The 19265-nt window shown below is 27.6% G+C and carries 27 protein-coding genes and 1 other RNA gene; 19 read left to right on the top strand and 9 right to left on the bottom strand.

What is annotated here, in order from left to right:
• The 3 genes from ACRDBA_RS08465 to ytaF form a co-directional block, all read right to left on the bottom strand.
• Positions 1 to 530, bottom strand: a 530-nt coding sequence (locus ACRDBA_RS08465) for a DUF255 domain-containing protein (protein WP_438572488.1), incomplete at its 3' end; no start/stop codon positions are given.
• Positions 531 to 621: 91 nt separating this feature from the next.
• Positions 622 to 750 carry a DUF255 domain-containing protein gene (locus ACRDBA_RS08460; protein WP_438572485.1) on the bottom strand — a complete coding sequence of 43 codons (129 nt, stop codon included), beginning with the start codon at positions 748 to 750 and terminating at the stop codon, positions 622 to 624.
• 177 nt (positions 751 to 927) lie between these two features.
• Positions 928 to 1551: a sporulation membrane protein YtaF gene (gene ytaF, locus ACRDBA_RS08455; protein ID WP_438572484.1), complete on the bottom strand. Its 624-nt coding sequence runs from the start codon at positions 1549 to 1551 to the stop codon at positions 928 to 930.
• Between the two features lie 212 nt (positions 1552 to 1763).
• On the opposite strand from ytaF, the gene ACRDBA_RS08450 reads away from it, so the two are divergent.
• From ACRDBA_RS08450 to ACRDBA_RS08420, 7 genes are all read left to right on the top strand, one after another.
• Positions 1764 to 2075, top strand: a complete 312-nt coding sequence (locus ACRDBA_RS08450; RefSeq protein ID WP_438572483.1) for a hypothetical protein — start codon at positions 1764 to 1766, stop codon at positions 2073 to 2075.
• A 168-nt stretch (positions 2076 to 2243) separates the two neighbouring features.
• Positions 2244 to 2489: a DUF1292 domain-containing protein gene (locus ACRDBA_RS08445; protein ID WP_438572487.1), complete on the top strand. Its 246-nt coding sequence runs from the start codon at positions 2244 to 2246 to the stop codon at positions 2487 to 2489.
• A gap of 17 nt (positions 2490 to 2506) precedes the next feature.
• A complete protein-coding gene (locus ACRDBA_RS08440) occupies positions 2507 to 2905 on the top strand; it encodes a hypothetical protein (RefSeq protein WP_438572482.1) in 399 nt (132 codons plus the stop codon).
• Positions 2906 to 2973: 68 nt separating this feature from the next.
• Positions 2974 to 3164: non-coding RNA, 6S RNA (gene ssrS / locus ACRDBA_RS08435), on the top strand.
• Between the two features lie 309 nt (positions 3165 to 3473).
• Positions 3474 to 3662, top strand: coding sequence for a DUF896 domain-containing protein (locus ACRDBA_RS08430; RefSeq protein WP_438572486.1), 189 nt, complete (start codon positions 3474 to 3476; stop codon positions 3660 to 3662).
• Positions 3663 to 3675: 13 nt separating this feature from the next.
• On the top strand, positions 3676 to 4584 hold the full coding sequence (hprK, locus tag ACRDBA_RS08425; RefSeq protein WP_438572481.1) for an HPr(Ser) kinase/phosphatase: 909 nt from the start codon (positions 3676 to 3678) through the stop codon (positions 4582 to 4584).
• A 44-nt stretch (positions 4585 to 4628) separates the two neighbouring features.
• Positions 4629 to 6020 carry an aminopeptidase gene (locus ACRDBA_RS08420; RefSeq protein WP_438572480.1) on the top strand — a complete coding sequence of 464 codons (1392 nt, stop codon included), beginning with the start codon at positions 4629 to 4631 and terminating at the stop codon, positions 6018 to 6020.
• A gap of 24 nt (positions 6021 to 6044) precedes the next feature.
• On the opposite strand, the gene ACRDBA_RS08415 is transcribed toward ACRDBA_RS08420, so the two are convergent.
• Positions 6045 to 6239 (bottom strand): hypothetical protein, encoded by a 195-nt coding sequence (locus ACRDBA_RS08415; protein WP_438572479.1) that lies wholly within the window; start codon positions 6237 to 6239, stop codon positions 6045 to 6047.
• 184 nt (positions 6240 to 6423) lie between these two features.
• Between ACRDBA_RS08415 and ACRDBA_RS08410 the strand changes: the two genes are divergently transcribed.
• Complete coding sequence (locus ACRDBA_RS08410) at positions 6424 to 6675, top strand: holin (protein WP_438572478.1); 252 nt, start codon at positions 6424 to 6426, stop codon at positions 6673 to 6675.
• A gap of 22 nt (positions 6676 to 6697) precedes the next feature.
• Here ACRDBA_RS08410 and ACRDBA_RS08405 read toward each other — a convergent pair whose 3' ends face one another.
• A complete protein-coding gene (locus tag ACRDBA_RS08405) occupies positions 6698 to 7534 on the bottom strand; it encodes a PHP domain-containing protein (protein ID WP_438572477.1) in 837 nt (278 codons plus the stop codon).
• Between the two features lie 114 nt (positions 7535 to 7648).
• Here ACRDBA_RS08405 and ACRDBA_RS08400 point away from each other — a divergent pair, with 114 nt between their 5' ends.
• The 7 genes from ACRDBA_RS08400 to folK are packed head-to-tail and all read left to right on the top strand — an operon-like array spanning position 7649 to position 13042.
• A complete protein-coding gene (locus tag ACRDBA_RS08400) occupies positions 7649 to 8239 on the top strand; it encodes an anthranilate synthase component II (protein WP_438572476.1) in 591 nt (196 codons plus the stop codon).
• Complete coding sequence (gene pabB / locus ACRDBA_RS08395) at positions 8240 to 9595, top strand: aminodeoxychorismate synthase component I (protein ID WP_438572475.1); 1356 nt, start codon at positions 8240 to 8242, stop codon at positions 9593 to 9595.
• The gene (locus ACRDBA_RS08390) at positions 9595 to 10350 is read left to right on the top strand and encodes an aminotransferase class IV (protein WP_438572474.1); all 756 of its coding nucleotides are present in this window, start codon (positions 9595 to 9597) and stop codon (positions 10348 to 10350) included. The genes pabB and ACRDBA_RS08390 overlap by 1 nt, the downstream gene beginning before the upstream one ends.
• Positions 10351 to 10908 (top strand): GTP cyclohydrolase I FolE, encoded by a 558-nt coding sequence (folE, locus tag ACRDBA_RS08385; RefSeq protein ID WP_438572473.1) that lies wholly within the window; start codon positions 10351 to 10353, stop codon positions 10906 to 10908.
• Between the two features lie 8 nt (positions 10909 to 10916).
• Positions 10917 to 11390, top strand: a complete 474-nt coding sequence (locus tag ACRDBA_RS08380) for an HD domain-containing protein (protein ID WP_438572472.1) — start codon at positions 10917 to 10919, stop codon at positions 11388 to 11390.
• 12 nt (positions 11391 to 11402) lie between these two features.
• Positions 11403 to 12212, top strand: coding sequence for a dihydropteroate synthase (gene folP / locus ACRDBA_RS08375; protein WP_438572471.1), 810 nt, complete (start codon positions 11403 to 11405; stop codon positions 12210 to 12212).
• 11 nt (positions 12213 to 12223) lie between these two features.
• Positions 12224 to 13042, top strand: a complete 819-nt coding sequence (gene folK, locus ACRDBA_RS08370; RefSeq protein ID WP_438572470.1) for a 2-amino-4-hydroxy-6-hydroxymethyldihydropteridine diphosphokinase — start codon at positions 12224 to 12226, stop codon at positions 13040 to 13042.
• Between the two features lie 41 nt (positions 13043 to 13083).
• On the opposite strand, the gene ACRDBA_RS08365 is transcribed toward folK, so the two are convergent.
• A complete protein-coding gene (locus ACRDBA_RS08365; RefSeq protein ID WP_438572469.1) occupies positions 13084 to 13572 on the bottom strand; it encodes a DUF4883 family protein in 489 nt (162 codons plus the stop codon).
• Positions 13573 to 13687: 115 nt separating this feature from the next.
• Between ACRDBA_RS08365 and ACRDBA_RS08360 the strand changes: the two genes are divergently transcribed.
• Positions 13688 to 14119 (top strand): hypothetical protein, encoded by a 432-nt coding sequence (locus tag ACRDBA_RS08360; protein ID WP_438572468.1) that lies wholly within the window; start codon positions 13688 to 13690, stop codon positions 14117 to 14119.
• A 130-nt stretch (positions 14120 to 14249) separates the two neighbouring features.
• Positions 14250 to 15275, top strand: a complete 1026-nt coding sequence (locus ACRDBA_RS08355) for a pyruvate kinase (RefSeq protein ID WP_438572467.1) — start codon at positions 14250 to 14252, stop codon at positions 15273 to 15275.
• 14 nt (positions 15276 to 15289) lie between these two features.
• Here ACRDBA_RS08355 and ACRDBA_RS08350 read toward each other — a convergent pair whose 3' ends face one another.
• The 3 genes from ACRDBA_RS08350 to ACRDBA_RS08340 form a co-directional block, all read right to left on the bottom strand.
• Complete coding sequence (locus ACRDBA_RS08350) at positions 15290 to 15865, bottom strand: restriction endonuclease (RefSeq protein WP_438572466.1); 576 nt, start codon at positions 15863 to 15865, stop codon at positions 15290 to 15292.
• A gap of 404 nt (positions 15866 to 16269) precedes the next feature.
• Positions 16270 to 16587 (bottom strand): DUF1540 domain-containing protein, encoded by a 318-nt coding sequence (locus ACRDBA_RS08345; RefSeq protein WP_438572465.1) that lies wholly within the window; start codon positions 16585 to 16587, stop codon positions 16270 to 16272.
• 23 nt (positions 16588 to 16610) lie between these two features.
• Positions 16611 to 17153: an NADH peroxidase gene (locus ACRDBA_RS08340; RefSeq protein WP_438572464.1), complete on the bottom strand. Its 543-nt coding sequence runs from the start codon at positions 17151 to 17153 to the stop codon at positions 16611 to 16613.
• 276 nt (positions 17154 to 17429) lie between these two features.
• Here ACRDBA_RS08340 and ACRDBA_RS08335 point away from each other — a divergent pair, with 276 nt between their 5' ends.
• Complete coding sequence (locus ACRDBA_RS08335; protein WP_438572463.1) at positions 17430 to 18806, top strand: MATE family efflux transporter; 1377 nt, start codon at positions 17430 to 17432, stop codon at positions 18804 to 18806.
• 33 nt (positions 18807 to 18839) lie between these two features.
• Positions 18840 to 19097, top strand: a complete 258-nt coding sequence (locus ACRDBA_RS08330; RefSeq protein ID WP_438572462.1) for a hypothetical protein — start codon at positions 18840 to 18842, stop codon at positions 19095 to 19097.
• Positions 19098 to 19265: the final 168 nt, after the last annotated feature.

The following is a 19265-nucleotide window of genomic DNA, read 5'->3' as shown; positions in this document are numbered from 1 at the left end:
TCAGTAGAGTATCTTAAAAATCCGCCTGCTAAATGATCATAAAGACCACCCTTATACATTGAAATAAGGGTTTTTTCAACCATTTCTGTCGGATTAATCATATTTTCTGTTATACCAAATTTCAATAAAAAAATTAGCTTATGAGGAGAAGGATACTTAGGTAAGGATTCAAATCCACCATAATAAGGATCGAAAACCTGGCTAGATAATAAAAATCCATCCTTAATAGCTTTTTTGGTTACTTGTAAATTAGTATTTAAAGATTTTTTCTTTAACCTTAGAAAATTAATTATTTCATTATAAGAATCATTAATTAAGCTTTTATCATTTTCATATGTTGCTTTAATATCTTTTAATAAAGGCAATAAAGAAGAAATATTATTGTCAAAGGTTCCCATATACAAAGGAACTTGACTATAATCTATAATAACAAGTAATGGATAATCCTCATTGCTATTTAGTATTTTATATAAAGTCATATATAATTTAGCTACATCAGGGCGTTCTTCCATTGAAATATCCATAAAGATAAAGTTTTCATTAATGTATGAATAAATGTCTTCTGAATTTAAGATATCCTTTTCAATGATAGAAAATAAATTATAATTAGAATAACACTACTCAAGAATACCCAATGCTTAAGAAAATAGGTTTATTTTCATCTTTAGCTTTTTTAAAGGTTTCATTACACCATGAAAACATATTAATTTTCTTGTATATTAAGTCATTGGGTTTTGTAGTTTTTATCATATATCCACCTCCTTTAAAGGGTATTTTATTATATTTTTATCTCTATTTTAAAAATATATTCAAATAAAAATTAAGCTTTAATTATTTTTATAATTTATGAATTAAATACAAAAGATATTCAATAAAAAAAGGAAAACAAATAATATTTTAGTTGTTTTCCTATTTCTATTAATATATTTAGAAAGCTCTCATAAATGCAAGGGCTATAAGAAGTGCACCTGAAAGCCAAGAAAGATTAAGATTAGCTTTTTCAATAAATTTTCTTCCGATGTAAACTCCAGTCAAAATTGCTATAATACCGATTAGTAGGCATGTAATAATAGCACTAATATAATTAATAGCTAATAAACTACTACCAAATCCAACAGCTAGACTGTCTAAAGAAAGTGCAAAGGCCAAATAAAAGGCTTCCTTTGCACTAAGTATTTTTGAGTTATCAAAGTCAGCTTTTACTTCATCAGCATAAACCTTGAGAACAAAGTTAAAATCAAATAATTTGAAAGTTAATGGTTTATTAAAGTTAGACTTTTTATTTATATAAGATTTAAATAAATATTCAAAAAGTCTATATATGCCCAACAAAAATAAAATGGTAAAGCTTATTCCACGAGCTAAGCCTACAGGCATATAACTTTTTAGAAAGGAGCCTAAAAATAGTGATATGCCAAGCATTAATGAACAAACTACATCTATTATAAGGGCTGAACTTATTGGTATTTTAATTTTATCAGTTCCATAGGCAATACTTGCAACAAAGGAATCTATAGAAACTGATAATACTAGCAATAACGTTTCTAACATGACTCATCCTCGGAAAATTATTTTATCGATATTAATATATGCTTAATAAAATTTAAAGTTACAATATATGACATGAAAAATAAATAAAAAAATATCTATATAAAAAATATTTGATATTTAAAACGCGAAAAATATGGAAAAAAGATGTAGTTGTGGTATAATGGTCTTATTGAATTTTCAAATAATTATTATTACTAAAACAGGGGATATGAATGGGTAGGAAAAAGAAAATATTGAGGGGTATTATTATAATTTTTTTGGTTCCTGTTTTTGGTTCAATAGCTATTTATGGACATGAAGTTTGTTTGTTATATTACACTGATATAAAGGTTATTAGCAATTCATATAATGATGGCTATAAAGTAGTATTGAAAAATGGGGAAGATTACATTAAGATATTTAAAGAATATATGAAAGATAATAAATGGGAATTTGTTGAGAAAAGCCAAGAGAAATTAATATTCAGAAAAAATAACATTCAAAAGGAAGTAGAATTAGATAAGATAAAGGTATATTATAAATAATTATAAGAAGTTATGAGAAATATAAATTATATCACTATGATAAATAATTTATATTTTATTTTTTTGAAAAATGTAGCAAAAAATATTTGTAAATATAAAATAATAACGTATAATAAGGATTAAAAAAAGAAAAGAGGAATAGTAATGGATAACAAAGAAATAAACGAAATCGAAGAAGTACAAATAATGACTTTCTTAGACGAAGAAGGAAATAAAGTAGAATTTGAAGCTATAGCTAGAATATATCTAGAAGAACAAGAATACTTACTTTTATCACCAGTTGAAAATAAGGATTCAGAAGATATTTATGTATTTAGAGTAGACGAAGTTGATGGAAAACAAGAACTTAATCTTGTTGAAGATGATAAAGAATTTTTAGCTGTAAAAAAAGAATATAAATCTTTATTATATTAATTTAAGGAGTGTTTTATATGAATAATATTGAAATAATAAAAAGTTTAGAAGAAAATGATTTTTCAGAATTAGAAGAATTAAGAAATGAAGAGGAATTACTTTTAGTTAAATTTTATTATGATTTTGACGAGGATGTTTTAAAGGCTGCTAAAGCATATTCTAATGAAGAAAGTGATTATGAAGCAGAAAGCCAAGAATGGTATTTAGAATATTACATTCCATATCTTTATGATTTTGCAAATGATCAAGTTTTAGAAATTATTGAAGAAATTGTTGAAGATTTTGGTGTTTCAGGAGAAATAATGGCATTCCAAATGGATGCAAGCAATTGCAACTATGTTCAATTTATGGCGCTATTTACTGATGAAGAAAGTAATGTATCAATAGAAGAGGTTGTAAAGGATTTTATATCTTAATAAAATAAAGAAAAAAACCTATAAATTTCTATTGCACAATAATATTAATATGCTATAATAAAGTCATAGAAATCCTGAGATGTGCGTTAAGCTTATAATATTCAACCTACATTATTTTTCCGGGATTTGCAATATCTTTAACAATGTCGGGCTTCAGTAATTCACTTATGTGGCAGGAGAAGACAACGTTAGAGTGCGCTTAACCCACCTGCGAGCTGCAGGTCTTGAATATTTAAGTGACCGGCATGTTGGGACTATATTTTAGCAGTTAACACCTTACTTTGTAAGGTGTTTTTTGCATTCTAATTTTATTATTTTAATAATATTTTTAAAAATGTATAGTAAGTGTTAGTTATGATAAAACTAAAATGTATATGTTATTATATAAAATTTGTAATTGAGAACATAAAGAAATATTAAAAATAAATAAAAAATAATAAAAAAAGGAAATAAAAATGAAAAAAATGCTTATTATTGGCATTTTATAAGTTGATATTAAAGTCAATTGAGAGTAAAATGTAATAAAGAAGAATTAGGAAAGGGAGTTAATGATATGGATTACACACAAATGAAAATAGATGATATTATAAAGAGAATAAATGAACTTTATAAAAAGAGTAAAGAAGATGTATTAAATGAAGAAGAGAAAGAGGAACAACAAAAGTTAAGAAGAATATATATAGATAGAGTTAAGAGTAATTTTAAAGTTCAATTAGATGGGATTGAGCCTAAAAATCCAATTAATAGAAAAAATTAAAGGGTGATGAGTGTTGTCAGTTACAGTTGAAAAATTAATAAAAGATTTTGAATTAGAGGTTTTAGTAGAAGGAGATAAGGCAGCAATAGTATCAGTTAATGATATAAATAGACCAGGATTACAACTTGCGGGATTTTATAATTATTTTGCGCCAGAAAGAATACAAGTTATTGGGAAGGCTGAATGGAGCTTTTTAGATGATATGGGGGTAGAGCTTAGAAGAAAAAGAGTTGAAAAATATTTTAGCTTTAACCCGCAATGTTTAGTTATTACAAGAGATTTAGAGCCACATAAGGAAATTATAAAAGCAGCAAAAAAGAATAAGGTTTGGATACTTAGAAGTAATTTAGTAACTACTAAGTTTATAAGTAAGCTAACTATTTATTTAGCTGATAAACTTGCACCAGAAACTAGATTACATGGTGTACTTGTTGATGTATATGGTATAGGAATACTGATAACAGGAGAAAGTGGAATAGGAAAAAGTGAAACAGCATTAGAGCTAATAAAAAGAGGTCATAGATTAGTTACTGATGATGCCGTTGATATAAAGGAAATAGATGGAGAACTTATAGGGACTTCACCTAGAATCACTATTGGAATGCTTGAAGTTAGAGGAATTGGAATAATAGACGTTTCTGCATTATATGGATTAAGTTCTGTTCTTCAACAAAAGGATATAAGACTTGTAATGCATTTTGAGCATTGGAAAGATGATGGAGATTATGATAGATTAGGATTAAGAAACGAATGTCAAGATATCTTAGGGGTAAAGGTAAAAAGACTTAGAGTTCCAGTAAGACCTGGAAGAAATATTGCAGTGATAATAGAAGCAGCTGCAGTGAATTACAGGTATTCATTAATGTCAGAGGTTACTCCAGTAGATATTATTGAGGGACGTATAGATAAGGTTATTGAATAATAATAATATAGATAGGCAATAGAGAAAATTAGGAGGGTTATTAAATGACTAATAAGGAAAGACAAAAAAATGCATGGCTAAAATACGATGAAAATGGGAAAAAGGAAATTTTTGATTTTTGTCAAGGGTACATACAGTACTTATCAGAATGTAAAACGGAAAGAGAGTGTGTTTTAACAGCTATAGATATGGTTGAAGCACTTGGTTATAGAGATTTAGAAGAAGTTTTAGAAAATGGTGAAACTTTAAAATCAGGAGATAAAATCTTTGTAAACAATATGGACAAATCACTAGCTTTATTCTTAATAGGAAAGGAATCTTTAGAAAAGGGAATGAGAATATTAGGTTCTCATGTTGATTCACCTAGACTAGACTTAAAGCAAAACCCATTATATGAAGATGGAGAACTAGCAATGATGGAAACACACTACTATGGTGGTGTTAAAAAATATCAATGGGTTACTCTGCCTTTAGCATTACATGGTGTAGTAGTTAAAAAAGATGGAACTAAAATTGATGTAGTAATAGGTGAAGATGATACAGATCCAGTAATAGGAATATCAGATTTATTAATTCACCTTTCAGCAGATCAATTACAAAAGAAAGCAAATGTTGTAATTGAAGGAGAAGACTTAAATCTTTTAGTTGGTAATATGCCACTAGAGGGAGAAGAAAAAAATGCTGTTAAGGCTAATATTCTAAAGTTATTAAAAGAAAAGTATGACTTTGAAGAAGAGGATTTTATTTCAGCTGAAATAGAAGTAGTTCCAGCTGGTAAGGCTAGAGATTACGGTTTAGATAGAAGTATGGTTACAGGTTATGGTCAAGATGATAGAGTATGTGCATATACATCTGTAATGGCTTTATTAGAGCTTGATGAAGTTGAATATACATCAGTAGTTTTATTAACTGATAAAGAAGAAGTAGGAAGTAATGGGGCAACAGGAATGTATTCAAGATTCTTTGAAAATACTGTAGCTGAAGTTATGGATAGATTAGGAGATTATTCTGAGCTTAAGCTAAGAAGAGCACTATCTAACTCAAAAATGTTATCAGCAGATGTTACAGCGGCATATGACCCAAATTATCCTTCAGTATTAGAAAAGAAAAACTCAGCTTACTTTGGTAAGGGTGTTGTATTTAGTAAATACACAGGAGCAAGAGGAAAAAGTGGATGTAATGATGCAAATGCAGAATTTATGGCATGGCTTAGAAATATCATGGATTCAAATAACGTATCATTCCAAACTGCTGAACTTGGTAAGGTAGACCAAGGTGGTGGAGGTACTATAGCTTATATATTAGCTCAATATAATATGGAAGTTATAGATTGTGGAGTTGCGCTTCAAAATATGCATGCTCCTTGGGAAGTATCAAGTAAGGTTGATATATATGAAACAATGAAATGTTATAAGGCATTTTTAGAAGAAAAGTAAAAAAAGACCTCTAAGGGTCTTTTTTTATTTATCATTAATAAGAAATTCAGTGTTTCGACTTCCGCACTTTGGACATCCATATCCATTAAGGGTTTTATTACTACTTATTGAACAGTTAATACAAAAATTTTGGCCACAATAATTGCAAGTACATTTCTTATTTTCATATACAAATTTATCGGTAGTGTTTTTGCAATAGTCACAATGATTTTTAATCATAATTACCACTCCTTTAAGGACATATATATAATATTTATGTAGGAAATAAGTTAAATATTATAGTGAAAAAATATTTAATAAAAATAAATAAAATCATGTATTTTACTATTTTTTATTATGGTTACTCACAAAAAACTATAAACTGAATAGATTATATTATATATGTTTAATAGAGGTGTTTGAGATGAAAAGTTTTGATTGGTCAAGATTTCAAAATTATGGTTTATGGGTATCTATAATTGCTTTAATACCACTTATATTAAATGCATTTGGAGTAAATGTAGTTCCAGCAGAATATCAAACATTAACAAATGCAATTTTAGCAGTATTAGTTGCTGCAGGAATAATAAACAATCCTACAACTACAGCTAAGTGGTATGGTGATGATAAAGAACAACCTGCATTACCAGAAAGCACTAATAATGAAGTAAAATAATAAAAAATGGTCTAGTTTTAAACTAGACCATTTTTTTTATCCAAGATAAATTATAATCAATATCATATCCAGTAGGTATAGCAATATCTCCTACGCCTCCATGATTTTCATCGTTAGGAATTCCATGGCAATCAGATCCAGCAGATATGTAAATATTAGTTTCTTTTGCAAGAGTTATTAATCTTTTTGTGTCTTTTTTAGAATTTTGATAATAAATAGCTTCCATTCCATCAAAGCCAAGTTTAATTAAATCATATACAGGTGTTTTCCTAGCTAAAACAGGATGAGCTAAAAATACTAATGCATTATATTTTTTTAATAATGCAATGCCTTCTTTAGTGGAAAGTTTTGTAGAAGGTATATAAGCAGGACAATGATTTCCCAGAACTTTATCAAAAATTTCTTCATTAGTAAAGTTATACCCTGCATCCATTATTGCCTTAGCGATATGAGGTCTAGCAATAGTATCCTTACCATTTTTCAAAACATTATTAATGTCAATTTCTATATCATTGTACTTTTTTAAATTTTCTACTATTTTATAAGCTCTATCTATTCTTTCTTTTTTAAATTTAGATAATAAATCATTTAGCTCTTTATTTTTATAATCGTCTTTTTTAAAAAAACCTAAAACATGAATAGATTCTTTTTTATGTTCAGTTGATAGCTCTATACCAGGGATAAAGTTTAAGCCTAAAGAATTAGCTTTTTCAAATGCTTCATCTATTCCAGATAGTGTGTCGTGATCTGTTAAAGATAGAAAGTTTACGTCGTTATCATATGCCATTTGAACTATTTGGGAAGGTGAATATCTACCATCAGATGCAGTAGAGTGAACATGCAAATCACATTTAATCATATATAAAAACCTCCTATATAATTAAGTTTAATTTTAAAACTTAAAGTTATTATGATATAATTTATTTTAACATAAATAGAACATAGGATAATAGTATTAATATGGAGGAATAATATGCTTTTAATGGTAGACAATTATGATTCTTTTGTATTTAATCTAGTAAGATACATAGAAGAATTAGGAGAAGAAGTTTTAATCTATAGAAATGATAAAATCACTATAGAAGAAATAAAAGCTTTAAACATAGATGGAATTATAATTTCCCCAGGACCTAAATCACCTAAGGAGGCAGGGATTTCTCTTGAAATTATAAATGAGTTTAAAGATAAGCTACCTATTTTAGGTATTTGTTTAGGTCATCAATGTATAGGACATTATTTTGGAGCAAATATAATAAAGGGAAAAGAACCTGTTCATGGAAAGATGAGTCTTATAACTCATAATAATGGTGGAGTATTTAAAGATATAAAAAAACCTCTAAGAGTAACGAGATATCATTCACTAATAATAGACTCAAATTCATTGCCAAAGGAATTAGAGATATGTGGTGAAACCTTAGATGGAGTTATTATGGCAGTTAAGCATAAGAGTTTCCCTATTTATGGAGTTCAATTTCATCCAGAAGCAGAAATGACTGAAGAGGGACATGCTTTATTAAATAATTTTTTAAAAATAACTAAAACTTTTAAGAAGGGAGTAAAATAAATGAGTGTTATTATAAAAGAAATAAAAACAAATTTAAAATCTTTAGATATATATAATATTTTTAAAGATGAAAAAAACACTATATTTTTAGACTCTTCTAAAGATGATGATAAATTATCAAGATTTTCCTTTATAGGAATTAATCCTTTTATGATATTTGAATCAAATGGAAATGAAGTATATATTAATGGGAGACAAATGCAGGGAGATCCATTTAAGTTATTAGAAAACCTAATAAATGAGTATAAGGTAAATGAAGATGAATTTTCTGATTTACCTTTTGTGGCAGGATGTATAGGATATATCTCTTATGATACAGGAAGAATTATTGAAGAGCTTCCTAATACAAGTAATGAAGATTTTTCAATACCTGATATGAAGTTTATATTTTATAAAAATATAATTATTTTTGATTTGTTAATGAAAAAGACTTATCTTACTTCTTTAAAAATAGATGATGATGCTGAAGAACTATTAAATGAAATAGAAATTAAAATAAAAAATGGAAAAGAAGCTTTGGATGCAGTTGTAGAAAAAAGTAAAACAAAATTTGATTCTAACTTCACAAAAGAAGAATATATAGAAGCTGTAGGAAAAATGAAGGACTTTATAGTAAGTGGTGATATTTATATAGCAAATATGACTCAAAGATTTAAATGTGAAAATCATGAAGACTCATTTGAAATATATAAAAAACTAAGGAAGATTAATAAGGCACCTTTTTCAGCCTTTATGAACTTTGAGGATTTTCAAGTAATAAGTTCTTCACCAGAAAGGTTTATTCAAATTAAAAATAAGAAAGTACATACTAGACCTATAAAGGGGACAAGACCTAGGGGAAGAAATAAGGAAGAGGATTTCAAAAATAGCCAGGAATTATTAAATAGTGAAAAGGACAAAGCAGAGCTATTAATGATTGTTGACTTAGAAAGAAATGATTTAAGTAAGGTTTGTGAAAATCATTCAGTAAAGGTAACTGAACTATTTAAACTAGAGGAGTATGCAACTGTATTTCATTTAGTATCAACAATTGAAGGAAACTTAAAAAAAGAAGTTTCAAGCGTTAAAGCTTTAAGAGAATGCTTCCCTGGTGGATCTATTACAGGAACACCTAAAATAAGAGCAATGGAAGTTATAGAAGAGCTTGAAGGATTAAAAAGAAATTTATATACTGGATCAATAGGATATTTTGATTTTAGAGGAAATGCAGATTTCAATATTGTTATAAGAACTATTATAAAAAAGGATAATAAGGCTTATTTTGGCGTAGGTGGAGGAATAACATTTGATTCTATAGAAGAAGATGAATATTACGAAACTTTAGATAAAGCAAAAGCTTTAATGAGTGTGTTATAATGAGGGAGATTTTTTATAATAAAGATTATGTAAATGCAGATGATGGAGTTTTTTTCGCAAGAGGTGTTTTTGAAACTATTTTAGTTAAAAAGGAACCTATATTTTTAAAAGAACATATTCAGCGTTTAAATAAAGGAATTAAAGAGCTTTTCATAGGGGAAGAAGTATCCTTAGAATTTATCCAATCTGAAATAGAAAAAAGAAATATTAAGGATACTGTATTAAAGATTATAGTTACTCCTAAAAATATTATTTTAAAAACAAGAGATTTTCCATATAATGAAGAGGATTATTTAAATGGATTTAAAGTAAGCGTTTCAGATGTATTAAGAAATTCTACATCAAAGTTAAATTATATAAAATCAATAAATTATATAGAAAATTTAATTGAAAATCAAAATGCAAAAAGACAAGGATATAATGAAGTATTATTTTTAAATGAAAAGGGACTTATAGCTGAAGGAAGCACATCTAATATTTTTATAGTAAAAAATAATAGGGTATTTACTCCTAAGGTTTCAGCAGGATTACTAGATGGAGTTGTAAGAAGGTTTATTATTCAAAACTTCTCTGTAATAGAATGCGAGTTAAGCTTAAAAGATATCCTAGAAAGTGAAGAAGTCTTTTTGACTAATAGCTTATTAGGTGTAATGCCAGTTAGTAAAATTCAAGAAGTTAATTTTAATATAAGAAATAATACAAATAATATAAGAAAAGCTTATGAAGAAGAGATAAGGAAATTAGGAGGGGCATAAATGAATATAGATAAGGAAAAAATTAAGCAAGGGGTAACACTAATATTAGAGGCTATTGGTGAAGATGTAGATAGAGAAGGGTTAATAGAAACGCCTGATAGAATAGCAAGAATGTACGAAGAGATATTTAGTGGAATAGGACAAACAGCAGGGGAGTGTTTATCTAAAACATTTAAGGTTGACAGTAATGACTTAGTGTTAGAAAAAGATATTACATTCTTTTCTATGTGTGAACATCATTTAGTTCCTTTTTATGGAAGAGCTCATATAGCATATATACCTAATGGAAGAGTTGCAGGATTATCTAAGCTTGCTAGATGTGTAGAATTATATGCAAAAAAACCACAGCTACAAGAAATACTAACTTCAGAAGTTGCTGATGCTATAATGGAGTACTTAGGGGCAGAAGGTGTAATGGTAGTTATAGAAGCAGAGCATATGTGTATGACTATGAGAGGTGTTAAAAAGCCGGGAACTAGAACTGTAACTACTACATATAGAGGATGCTTTAAAGAAGATTACGAACTTAGAAAAGAAGTAATTTCTTTAATAAAATAGGTGTATATATGGAAAGAGTAAATGATATAGTATTTAGTCTTAAGTATCAGGAGTATCTTAAGGAATTAAATAATTATGAAAAAGATAGAGAGTTTTGTAATCATAATACAGAACATTTTATAGATGTTGCTAGAATTGCATATATAAAATCCTTAGAATTAGGATTAAATTATAAAAAAGATGTTATTTATGCAATAGCCTTTTTACATGATATAGGAAGAGTATTAGAATATAGAGATGGCACACCACATCATGAGGGAAGTGTCATTTTAGCTAAGGAGCTTTTAAGAACTAGTAAATTTTCAAGTGATGAAAAGGAAAAAATCTTAAAATGTATAAGTAATCATCGCTCTGAAACTAATGGAGAATTAGAAAAAATAATTTATGAAAGTGATAAACTTTCAAGAAGTTGCTTTAGTTGTAATGTAGAAAAGGATTGTTATTGGGATAAAGCTAAAAAGAATATGAAAATAAGATATTAAGGGGGTATATTTATGAAAATAGGAAATAAGGAACTTAATTTTAATGAGAGAACTTATGTAATGGGGATTTTAAATATAACACCAGATTCATTTTCAGATGGTGGGAAATTTAATGAGGTAGAACTTGCTGTTAAAAGAGCTAAGGAACTAGTAAAGGATGGAGCTGACATTATAGATATTGGTGGAGAATCTACTAGACCGGGAGCTGAATATGTTTCTGAAGAAGAAGAAATAAAGAGAGTAGTACCAATAATTGAAGCAATAAAAAAAGAAGTAGATGTACTTATATCTATAGATACTTATAAGAGTAAAACTGCCGAAGCTGCAATAAAGGCAGGAGCAGATATAATAAATGATGTATGGGGATTTAAAAAGGACAATAAAATGGCTGAAGTTGCAAGTAAATATAATGTTCCTTGTATATTAATGCATAACAGAGAAGAAAAAGAATATAAAAGCCTTATGAAGGATGTAATTTTTGATTTAATAAAGAGTATAAGTATAGCTCTAGATGCTGGAGTAAAAAGAGAGAATATCATATTAGATCCAGGAATAGGATTTGCTAAAACTTATGAAGAAAATTTAGAAGTAATGAATAACTTAGAAAAGATAGTGGATATAGGGTATCCAGTTCTTTTAGGAACATCAAGAAAGTCTATGATTGGAATAGCTTTGAATTTACCTGTTAATGAAAGAGTAGAAGGAACTATTTCAACTACTGTAGTAGGTATTTTAAAGGGATGCAAAATTATTAGAGTTCATGATGTATTAGAAAATAAAAGAGCTTGTATAATGACAGATGCTATAATAAGAGGAAAATAAGAGGTAAAGACATGGATAAATTACATTTAAAAAATGTAGAAATTTTTGCAAATCATGGAGTTTTCGGTGAAGAAAAAAGCCTTGGTCAAAAATTTGTACTAAGTTTAGAATTAAATTTAAATACTAGAGATGCAGCTATTACAGGTGATTTAAGTAAGTCGGTTCACTATGGAGAGTTATGTCATAAAATAGAAGAGGAATTTAAAAGAGAAAGTTATGATTTAATAGAAACGGCAACAGAGAAAATTGCTGAATATGTTTTATTAAATTATGAGCTTGTTAATGGTGTAAAGGTAGAACTAAAAAAACCTTGGGCTCCTATAGGAAGACATTTAGACTATGCAGCTATTGAAATAGAAAGAAAATGGCATAAGGCTTATATTTCCTTTGGAAGTAATATTGGTGATAAAAAAGAAAATATTAATACAGCAATTAATATGATAAAAAAAGTAAATGGAATCAAAGTAACAAAGGTTTCAGAACTCTTAGAAACAGAGCCGTGGGGATATGAAGATCAAGATATATTTGTAAATGGTGCTATGGAAATAGAAACATTCTTATCTCCTAAAGAATTAATTAGAAGTCTTTTAAATATAGAACTAGAAATGAAGAGGGAAAGAATAATCAAATGGGGTCCTAGAATAATAGATTTAGATGTAATATTTTATGATGATTTAGTTTCTAGTGATGAAGAAATAATATTACCACATCCAAGAATGGAAGAGAGAGAGTTTGTTTTAAAACCATTAGCAGAAATTGCACCATATATAGTGCATCCTATATTAAATAAAAGAGTTTATAAATTGCTTGAAGAAGTTCAAAATATATAAATAATAAAGGTACTGAAATTAATTATTTCAGTACCTTTATTTTACCCCTCAAAACCTCGAGAGATTTTATCAATATATTCACAAAACTTAAATACATTATAGTAGTCAGGGACTCCTTCTAAAGAAAGTACATCTTCTTTATAAACTCCATCCCAAGGGTAAATAGATATAAGCGACTCATTATAAGCATTAATTAAATATTTAGAATCCTCAAATTCTATAATTAATTTATATCTAGGTTTTAAGTCTTCTTCAATAGAAGCTTCAAAATTTTTATCATTTAATGACTCAATAAATTCTAACATAATACTGTGTTCTTCAGAATCTACATCGTAATACTTATATACATCTAAATCAAATATCTTAATATTGTAAGCTTCCTGATTTTTTAGTTTTTTATAAATTTCGTTTGTATAATAATGTGTGCTAGGCTTTGATTTTGGAATTATGTATTCAGGGCTACTTAAACCACAACCAGGTAAAATTAAAATAAATAAAAACAAAAAAATTAACTTTAAATATCTCTTCAAATTTAGCCTCCATTAAATATTAATTACTTTATAACTTATTATTAGTAAAGTATTTTTAGAACAAATTTTAAGGGAGTCGAATATAATATTAAAAGAATAATTTTAGGAGAAGGATATGAAAATAGCTATAGACATAAATAATGAAGAAGTATTGCTAGCTATTTCTAATGAATTTAAAAGAGATGGAAATTTAGTTGTGGATTTGTCGTATCAACAAGGAAGTAACAGAGGGGAAACTGTATTTAAAAAAGCTTTATTAGCTAACACTACTAGAGTAGATTTTTTTGTTGGAATTAAACTAATAGATGATGAAGATATATGGACTATATATCATGATGATAGTTTGCTAAGTAAAAATATATCATTAAAAATCAGGAATGAATTAGTAACAAGCTATAGTGGAATTAATTATAATAATGGTAGCAATTACTATTTACTTAAAAACACTAATGCACCAGCTATTTATTTAAAGGTTCCAAGTAGTATTAAAAATGATTTGTTAAAGAAAATAGAAATAATATCAAAGGCAATAATAAATGACAATTAATATCCCACAGTAAAAAAATACTGTGGGATATTTAATTTTATTCTATACAAATGAGATTTTTTATTAATTAGTAATAATAGTAAAAAAAATGAGTAATTATTAAGTATGAGTAATTTGAGGAGAAGATTATATGCATATAATAGCCACTGTTGGACCAAGATCACAGGAAAAATGGGTACTTAAAGAGTTTATAGAAAATGGAGTAGATATAATTAGATTAAATTGTTCACACTTTAATGAAAGTGAGTTTAATAACATAGTAAGTTATGTAAGAGAAATTGATAGTAATGTTAAAATTATGGCGGATTTATGTGGAAGAAAAATAAGAGTTTCAGAAACATTAGAAAGTATATATAAAATATATAATGGTGAAGAAGTTTATTTTTGTGGAGAGGATTTTTATAATACTATAAGCAAGGATAAAATAAAAGATATGAGAATAATTCCTATAACAGTAACAGCAGAATCTTTATTAAAAAGTGATATAAGTAATATTTCCATGAAAGATAACAGCATGAATTTTGAGATTTTAGAAAAGAAGCATGGGATAATCAAGGCTAAGGTTATGCGTGGAGGTATAATTAGAGGGGGAAAGGGTTGCAATATAAGTAACTTAAATAAGGATTATAGTTTACTTAGCAATAAAGATAAGGATAATGTTAAATGGGCTTTGAAAAATAATATTGATATAATTTGTCAATCATATGTTGAAAGTGATAAAGAATTAGTTTTACTTAAGAATTTTATAAACAAAACAGTGAAAAATAATATGCCTAAATTATGGGCAAAGGTAGAAACTCCTTTAGGAATAGAAAACCTTAATAAAATTATTACTGTAACTGATAATATTGTTATAGGAAGAGGAGATTTAGTTCCAGAAGCAGGGATTTTAAGAGCTGTAGAGCTAGAAACAGAAGCAGTAGATTTTATAGTAAGTAAAAATAAAAATATAATAATAGCAACACATTTATTAAATAGTATGAAAAATGCTGAAAGGGCAACCCTTCCTGAAGTTGAATGTATATATAGTTTTATAAAGAAAGGTGTAAAGGGATTTTTATTAGCAGGAGAAACATCGATTGGACGAGCACCTACTAAAACGGTTATTTTTTTCAATAATACAATTAAATACTATGAAGGTGAAGAAATTGAATAAAAAATAAAAAGGGATTATATCCCTTTTTTGTTTGAAGTAGGTTTAGTATAAGGTATATCTAAAAGACTTAAGAGTTCATATGAATCTAAAAGTGAAGAAGATTCAATAAGGCTTATAACATTAACAACTTCTATGGAGTCTATTTTTATAGTTTTACCTTTAATTTTTTTGCAAAAATCATAGCAATTCTTATTTGCACCATTTAAGGTTAATATAATTCCTTTCGAAATATTACTTGCCATCATAGCACCACAAAGTTTTTGAGCTTCAGGCCGTCCTACATTTGAACTTCTTCTATTATGCTTACATTCAACAAAAATCTTTTCTCCATCTTTATTTATAACTATATCTTTGCCACCATCATTTCTTTCAGGTGTAAGAAATGTTTGGTAGCCAAGCAATGAGTATAGCTTATAAGTAAACACTTCAAATTCTCTTCCATTGAGAGAAGCTATTCTTTCTTTTATTAGTTCTATATCAGCATCAGATAAGGGTGTTATTACTTTTTTATATTTATTAGTAGAATTTAAAATTAAGAATGAAATAATACCGCCTAATAGGATTCCTAAAATAAAAATTAAGCTATACACAATATCCCCCATAAAATAATTATAAACTACTATAAGAATATGAAATATTTTCTTAATAAATTCGTATGATTTTTGTAACCTATTTGCCATATAGATGTATTATTATTAAAATATAGCAAGATGAAGCTTGATAACTTTAAATCATAATATCCCCTTTATGATTGGATGCCGTAAGGCATCCTTGCTTTTTTATCTTAAATATAATTTTTATGAATATGATTTATATATATGGACATAATAAGTTTGTAGCCAATTATGGTCATTAAAAATGGGTGGATTGGCTATGGGGCGTTGCACCAATAGAGGGCAACGTCTTTTGTTTTATTTAAAATAAAATATATAAAAATAAAAGAAAAGCAACTACTTTATATTGTAGTTGCCAAGCTGTTGTAATAAAATTTTTTCTATTTTAAAGAAAAGCTATCACAATTTGTTTCAGAATATATTTTAGCATTTGAACCTGATACATCAATAGATTCTAAGTCGCAAATATTATTACAATTATGAGTGCAGTTATCAACTTTGCAAACTAAGCAATTACATTCACCTGCATCATTTGTATTATTAGTTAAAGTACTATAATTTTTTCTATCTAAAAAAGATCCACAGCAAGTATCACAAGATTTAGAAGCAGTTTTGCCTCCTATATCAACACGATTAGCATAGCAGCTTCCAGATTTATTATGAGAACAAATATCAGCATTACAATTAATTACTGTCATTAAAATCACTCCTTAAAAATATTTTATTTAAAGTATCTGTCTAAAAGTCCTTTAAAGGCTTTACCATGTCTAGCTTCATCCTTACACATTTCATGTACAGTATCATGGATTGCATCTAAATTATTCTTTTTAGCTAATCCAGCTAAATCCTTCTTTCCTTGGCAAGCACCGTATTCAGCTTCAACTCTAGCTTTTAAGTTTGCTTTTGTATCGGCATTTACTACTTCACCTAAAATTTCAGCAAATTTAGCTGCGTGTTCTGCTTCTTCAAAGGCGATTCTTTTATATGCTTCAGCAACTTCAGGATATCCTTCTCTATCTGCTTGACGAGACATTGCTAAGTACATACCAACTTCTGTACATTCACCCATAAAGTTAGCTCTTAATCCTTCAATTATTTCAGAGTCTATACCTTGACCTACACCTATACGATGTTCATCAGCCCATTGCATATCCCCTGACATTTCTTCAAATTTATCTGCTCCTACTTTACAAACTGGACATATTTCAGGTGGGGTATCACCTTCATGAATATATCCACACACTGTACAAACGAATTTTTTCATGTTAATTACCTCCAAATTTTTTATTACTATGACTAAATAACCATAGGTCTAATAAAAGTATTTCCAAAAGTGTTTTCAAATATTACTATTAAATTATTACATTTGAAAAATAGTCTATCTAAAATGTTGAAATATTTTTACAAGTCTTATATAATTCTATAGATGGAACAAGCTTATAAATAAATGAATATAATTTCTAGTATGTAATAATACAAGTGAGAAGTAACCACTTTGAAAACTCTTCAAGGTGGTTTTTATTTTTGAAAGGAGTAATTTATGAAAAGTAAAGTTAAAAATTTTTTTAATGATCCTAAATTTTTTAGAACATTATTTGTTTTAGCATTACCAATAATATTGCAAAACATATTAACATCATCTCTTAATATGGCGGATACATTAATGGTAGGGTCTATAGGAGATGCTCAAGTAGCAGCAGTTGGAATAGGAAATCAATTTTCCTTTTTATTTAATTTAATAGTTATTGGAACTACAGGAGGATGTAGTATATTTATATCTCAGTATTGGGGTAAAAAAGATAAGAAAAATATAAAGAAGGTAGTTGGCTTAGGGGGAGTAAGTGTAATTATTGTTGCTATTTTAGCAATGCTTGTTGCATTATTAGCTCCAGAAGTTATTGTAAGTATATTTAGTAAAGATGAAGTAGTAATAAAAGAAGCATCAGCATATCTATCAATTGTAAGCTTAAGTTATATAGTTACTGCAATAACATTTACATTTGCAACAGCATTAAGATGTATGGAGGATGCAAAAACTCCTATGATAATTAGTGCAATAGCTATTGGGATTAACATTACATTAAACTATATTCTAATATTTGGTAAGTTTGGTATGCCTGCTTTAGGTGTAAGTGGAGCAGCAATAGCAACTGTAATAGCTAGATTTATAGAATGTTTATTAATAGTTATAAGAGCAAATAAAAATAAGGTATTACATGGTAAAGTTAAAGAATATATTTCATTTGATAAGAGCTTTGTAAGAATAGTTTATAAATCAGTTATTCCAGTGGTTTTAAATGAAGCTTGTTGGGGTCTTGGAACATTCTTTTATTCTATAGCTTATGGAAGATTAGGAACAGAAGCTATGGCTTCGGTGCAAATAACTAATAATATACAAAATATGTTTTTTGTAGTTTGTTTTAGTATGGCAAGTTCATCACTTGTAATGATAGGAAATCAAATTGGAGCAGGTAAGGAAGAAGAAGCAAAAAGATATGGAAGAAAGTTTACTATACTGTCATTTATGATAGGAATAATATTAGGTATTTTAGTTTCATTACTTGCTACATCTATTTTAGGATTATTTAATGTTTCAGAGGTGGTTAAAGAATATTCAACTATTATTTTAAGAATATATGGAGTATTTTACCCAATAAGAGTTGTAAACTTAGTATTAATAGTAGGAGTATTTAGGGGAGGCGGAGATGCAGGTTTTGCATTAAAAGTAGAAGCCTTTACTATGTGGTTAATAGGAGTTCCTATGGCATTTATAGGAGCAGCTATATTAGGATTACCAATATATCTAGTAATATTAATGGTAACAGCAGAGGAAGTAGTTAAATTTATAGCATCAATGATTAGATTAAGAAGTTATAAATGGGTTCATAATGTAATAGACAAAACAGCAGTAGTTTAATAATTAAAATTTATTATATATGGGGAGTAGCAAATGAAAACTTACAAACAAAGGAAAGCAGATGGAAGAATAGTAGTAACAAGGTTTGATAAAAATAGAAGCTATACAGAAGAGTATGCAAATATTCATGAATATAATAAAAGATTAAGCGATGATGGAATGTCAGTATTAAAAGTATTGATAGCACCGATATATTATCCAGTAAAGTTTGTATTTTGGGTATTATATATTTTAATAAAGGGGATCTATTGGGATTTACCTAGATTTATATACGGAAAAATTAAAAAATAAAATAACATAGAAGGTTATATAGCTTTAGAGTAAGAATTTAAATTACTTTAAAGCTATTTTATTTATGATTTAGCTAGCGATTCTTTAAAATTAGGAAAATTGAGATAAGATTTAGAAAACAATACTTATTAAATTTGTAGTATTAAAGCTAGTACTGTATGTTGTTTT

The organism is Clostridium sp., from assembly GCF_051654825.1.
In the GTDB taxonomy this organism is placed as follows: domain Bacteria; phylum Bacillota; class Clostridia; order Clostridiales; family Clostridiaceae; genus Clostridium.
The sequence above is the reverse complement of the archived record's forward strand: the minus strand, read 5'-3'. Positions and strand labels throughout refer to the sequence as shown.

Excerpts from the sequence above, each read along its gene's own strand:
- ACRDBA_RS08460 (WP_438572485.1), bottom strand. The coding sequence starts at position 750 with ATGATAAAAACTACAAAACCCAATGACTTAATATACAAGAAAATTAAT.
- ytaF (WP_438572484.1), bottom strand. The coding sequence starts at position 1,551 with ATGTTAGAAACGTTATTGCTAGTATTATCAGTTTCTATAGATTCCTTT.
- ACRDBA_RS08450 (WP_438572483.1), top strand. The coding sequence starts at position 1,764 with ATGGGTAGGAAAAAGAAAATATTGAGGGGTATTATTATAATTTTTTTG.
- ACRDBA_RS08440 (WP_438572482.1), top strand. The coding sequence starts at position 2,507 with ATGAATAATATTGAAATAATAAAAAGTTTAGAAGAAAATGATTTTTCA.
- ACRDBA_RS08430 (WP_438572486.1), top strand. The coding sequence starts at position 3,474 with ATGAAAATAGATGATATTATAAAGAGAATAAATGAACTTTATAAAAAG.
- ACRDBA_RS08420 (WP_438572480.1), top strand. The coding sequence starts at position 4,629 with ATGACTAATAAGGAAAGACAAAAAAATGCATGGCTAAAATACGATGAA.
- ACRDBA_RS08415 (WP_438572479.1), bottom strand. The coding sequence starts at position 6,239 with ATGATTAAAAATCATTGTGACTATTGCAAAAACACTACCGATAAATTT.
- ACRDBA_RS08410 (WP_438572478.1), top strand. The coding sequence starts at position 6,424 with ATGAAAAGTTTTGATTGGTCAAGATTTCAAAATTATGGTTTATGGGTA.
- ACRDBA_RS08405 (WP_438572477.1), bottom strand. The coding sequence starts at position 7,534 with ATGATTAAATGTGATTTGCATGTTCACTCTACTGCATCTGATGGTAGA.
- ACRDBA_RS08400 (WP_438572476.1), top strand. The coding sequence starts at position 7,649 with ATGCTTTTAATGGTAGACAATTATGATTCTTTTGTATTTAATCTAGTA.
- pabB (WP_438572475.1), top strand. The coding sequence starts at position 8,240 with ATGAGTGTTATTATAAAAGAAATAAAAACAAATTTAAAATCTTTAGAT.
- ACRDBA_RS08390 (WP_438572474.1), top strand. The coding sequence starts at position 9,595 with ATGAGGGAGATTTTTTATAATAAAGATTATGTAAATGCAGATGATGGA.
- folE (WP_438572473.1), top strand. The coding sequence starts at position 10,351 with ATGAATATAGATAAGGAAAAAATTAAGCAAGGGGTAACACTAATATTA.
- ACRDBA_RS08380 (WP_438572472.1), top strand. The coding sequence starts at position 10,917 with ATGGAAAGAGTAAATGATATAGTATTTAGTCTTAAGTATCAGGAGTAT.
- folP (WP_438572471.1), top strand. The coding sequence starts at position 11,403 with ATGAAAATAGGAAATAAGGAACTTAATTTTAATGAGAGAACTTATGTA.
- folK (WP_438572470.1), top strand. The coding sequence starts at position 12,224 with ATGGATAAATTACATTTAAAAAATGTAGAAATTTTTGCAAATCATGGA.
- ACRDBA_RS08360 (WP_438572468.1), top strand. The coding sequence starts at position 13,688 with ATGAAAATAGCTATAGACATAAATAATGAAGAAGTATTGCTAGCTATT.
- ACRDBA_RS08355 (WP_438572467.1), top strand. The coding sequence starts at position 14,250 with ATGCATATAATAGCCACTGTTGGACCAAGATCACAGGAAAAATGGGTA.
- ACRDBA_RS08345 (WP_438572465.1), bottom strand. The coding sequence starts at position 16,587 with ATGACAGTAATTAATTGTAATGCTGATATTTGTTCTCATAATAAATCT.
- ACRDBA_RS08340 (WP_438572464.1), bottom strand. The coding sequence starts at position 17,153 with ATGAAAAAATTCGTTTGTACAGTGTGTGGATATATTCATGAAGGTGAT.
- ACRDBA_RS08335 (WP_438572463.1), top strand. The coding sequence starts at position 17,430 with ATGAAAAGTAAAGTTAAAAATTTTTTTAATGATCCTAAATTTTTTAGA.
- ACRDBA_RS08330 (WP_438572462.1), top strand. The coding sequence starts at position 18,840 with ATGAAAACTTACAAACAAAGGAAAGCAGATGGAAGAATAGTAGTAACA.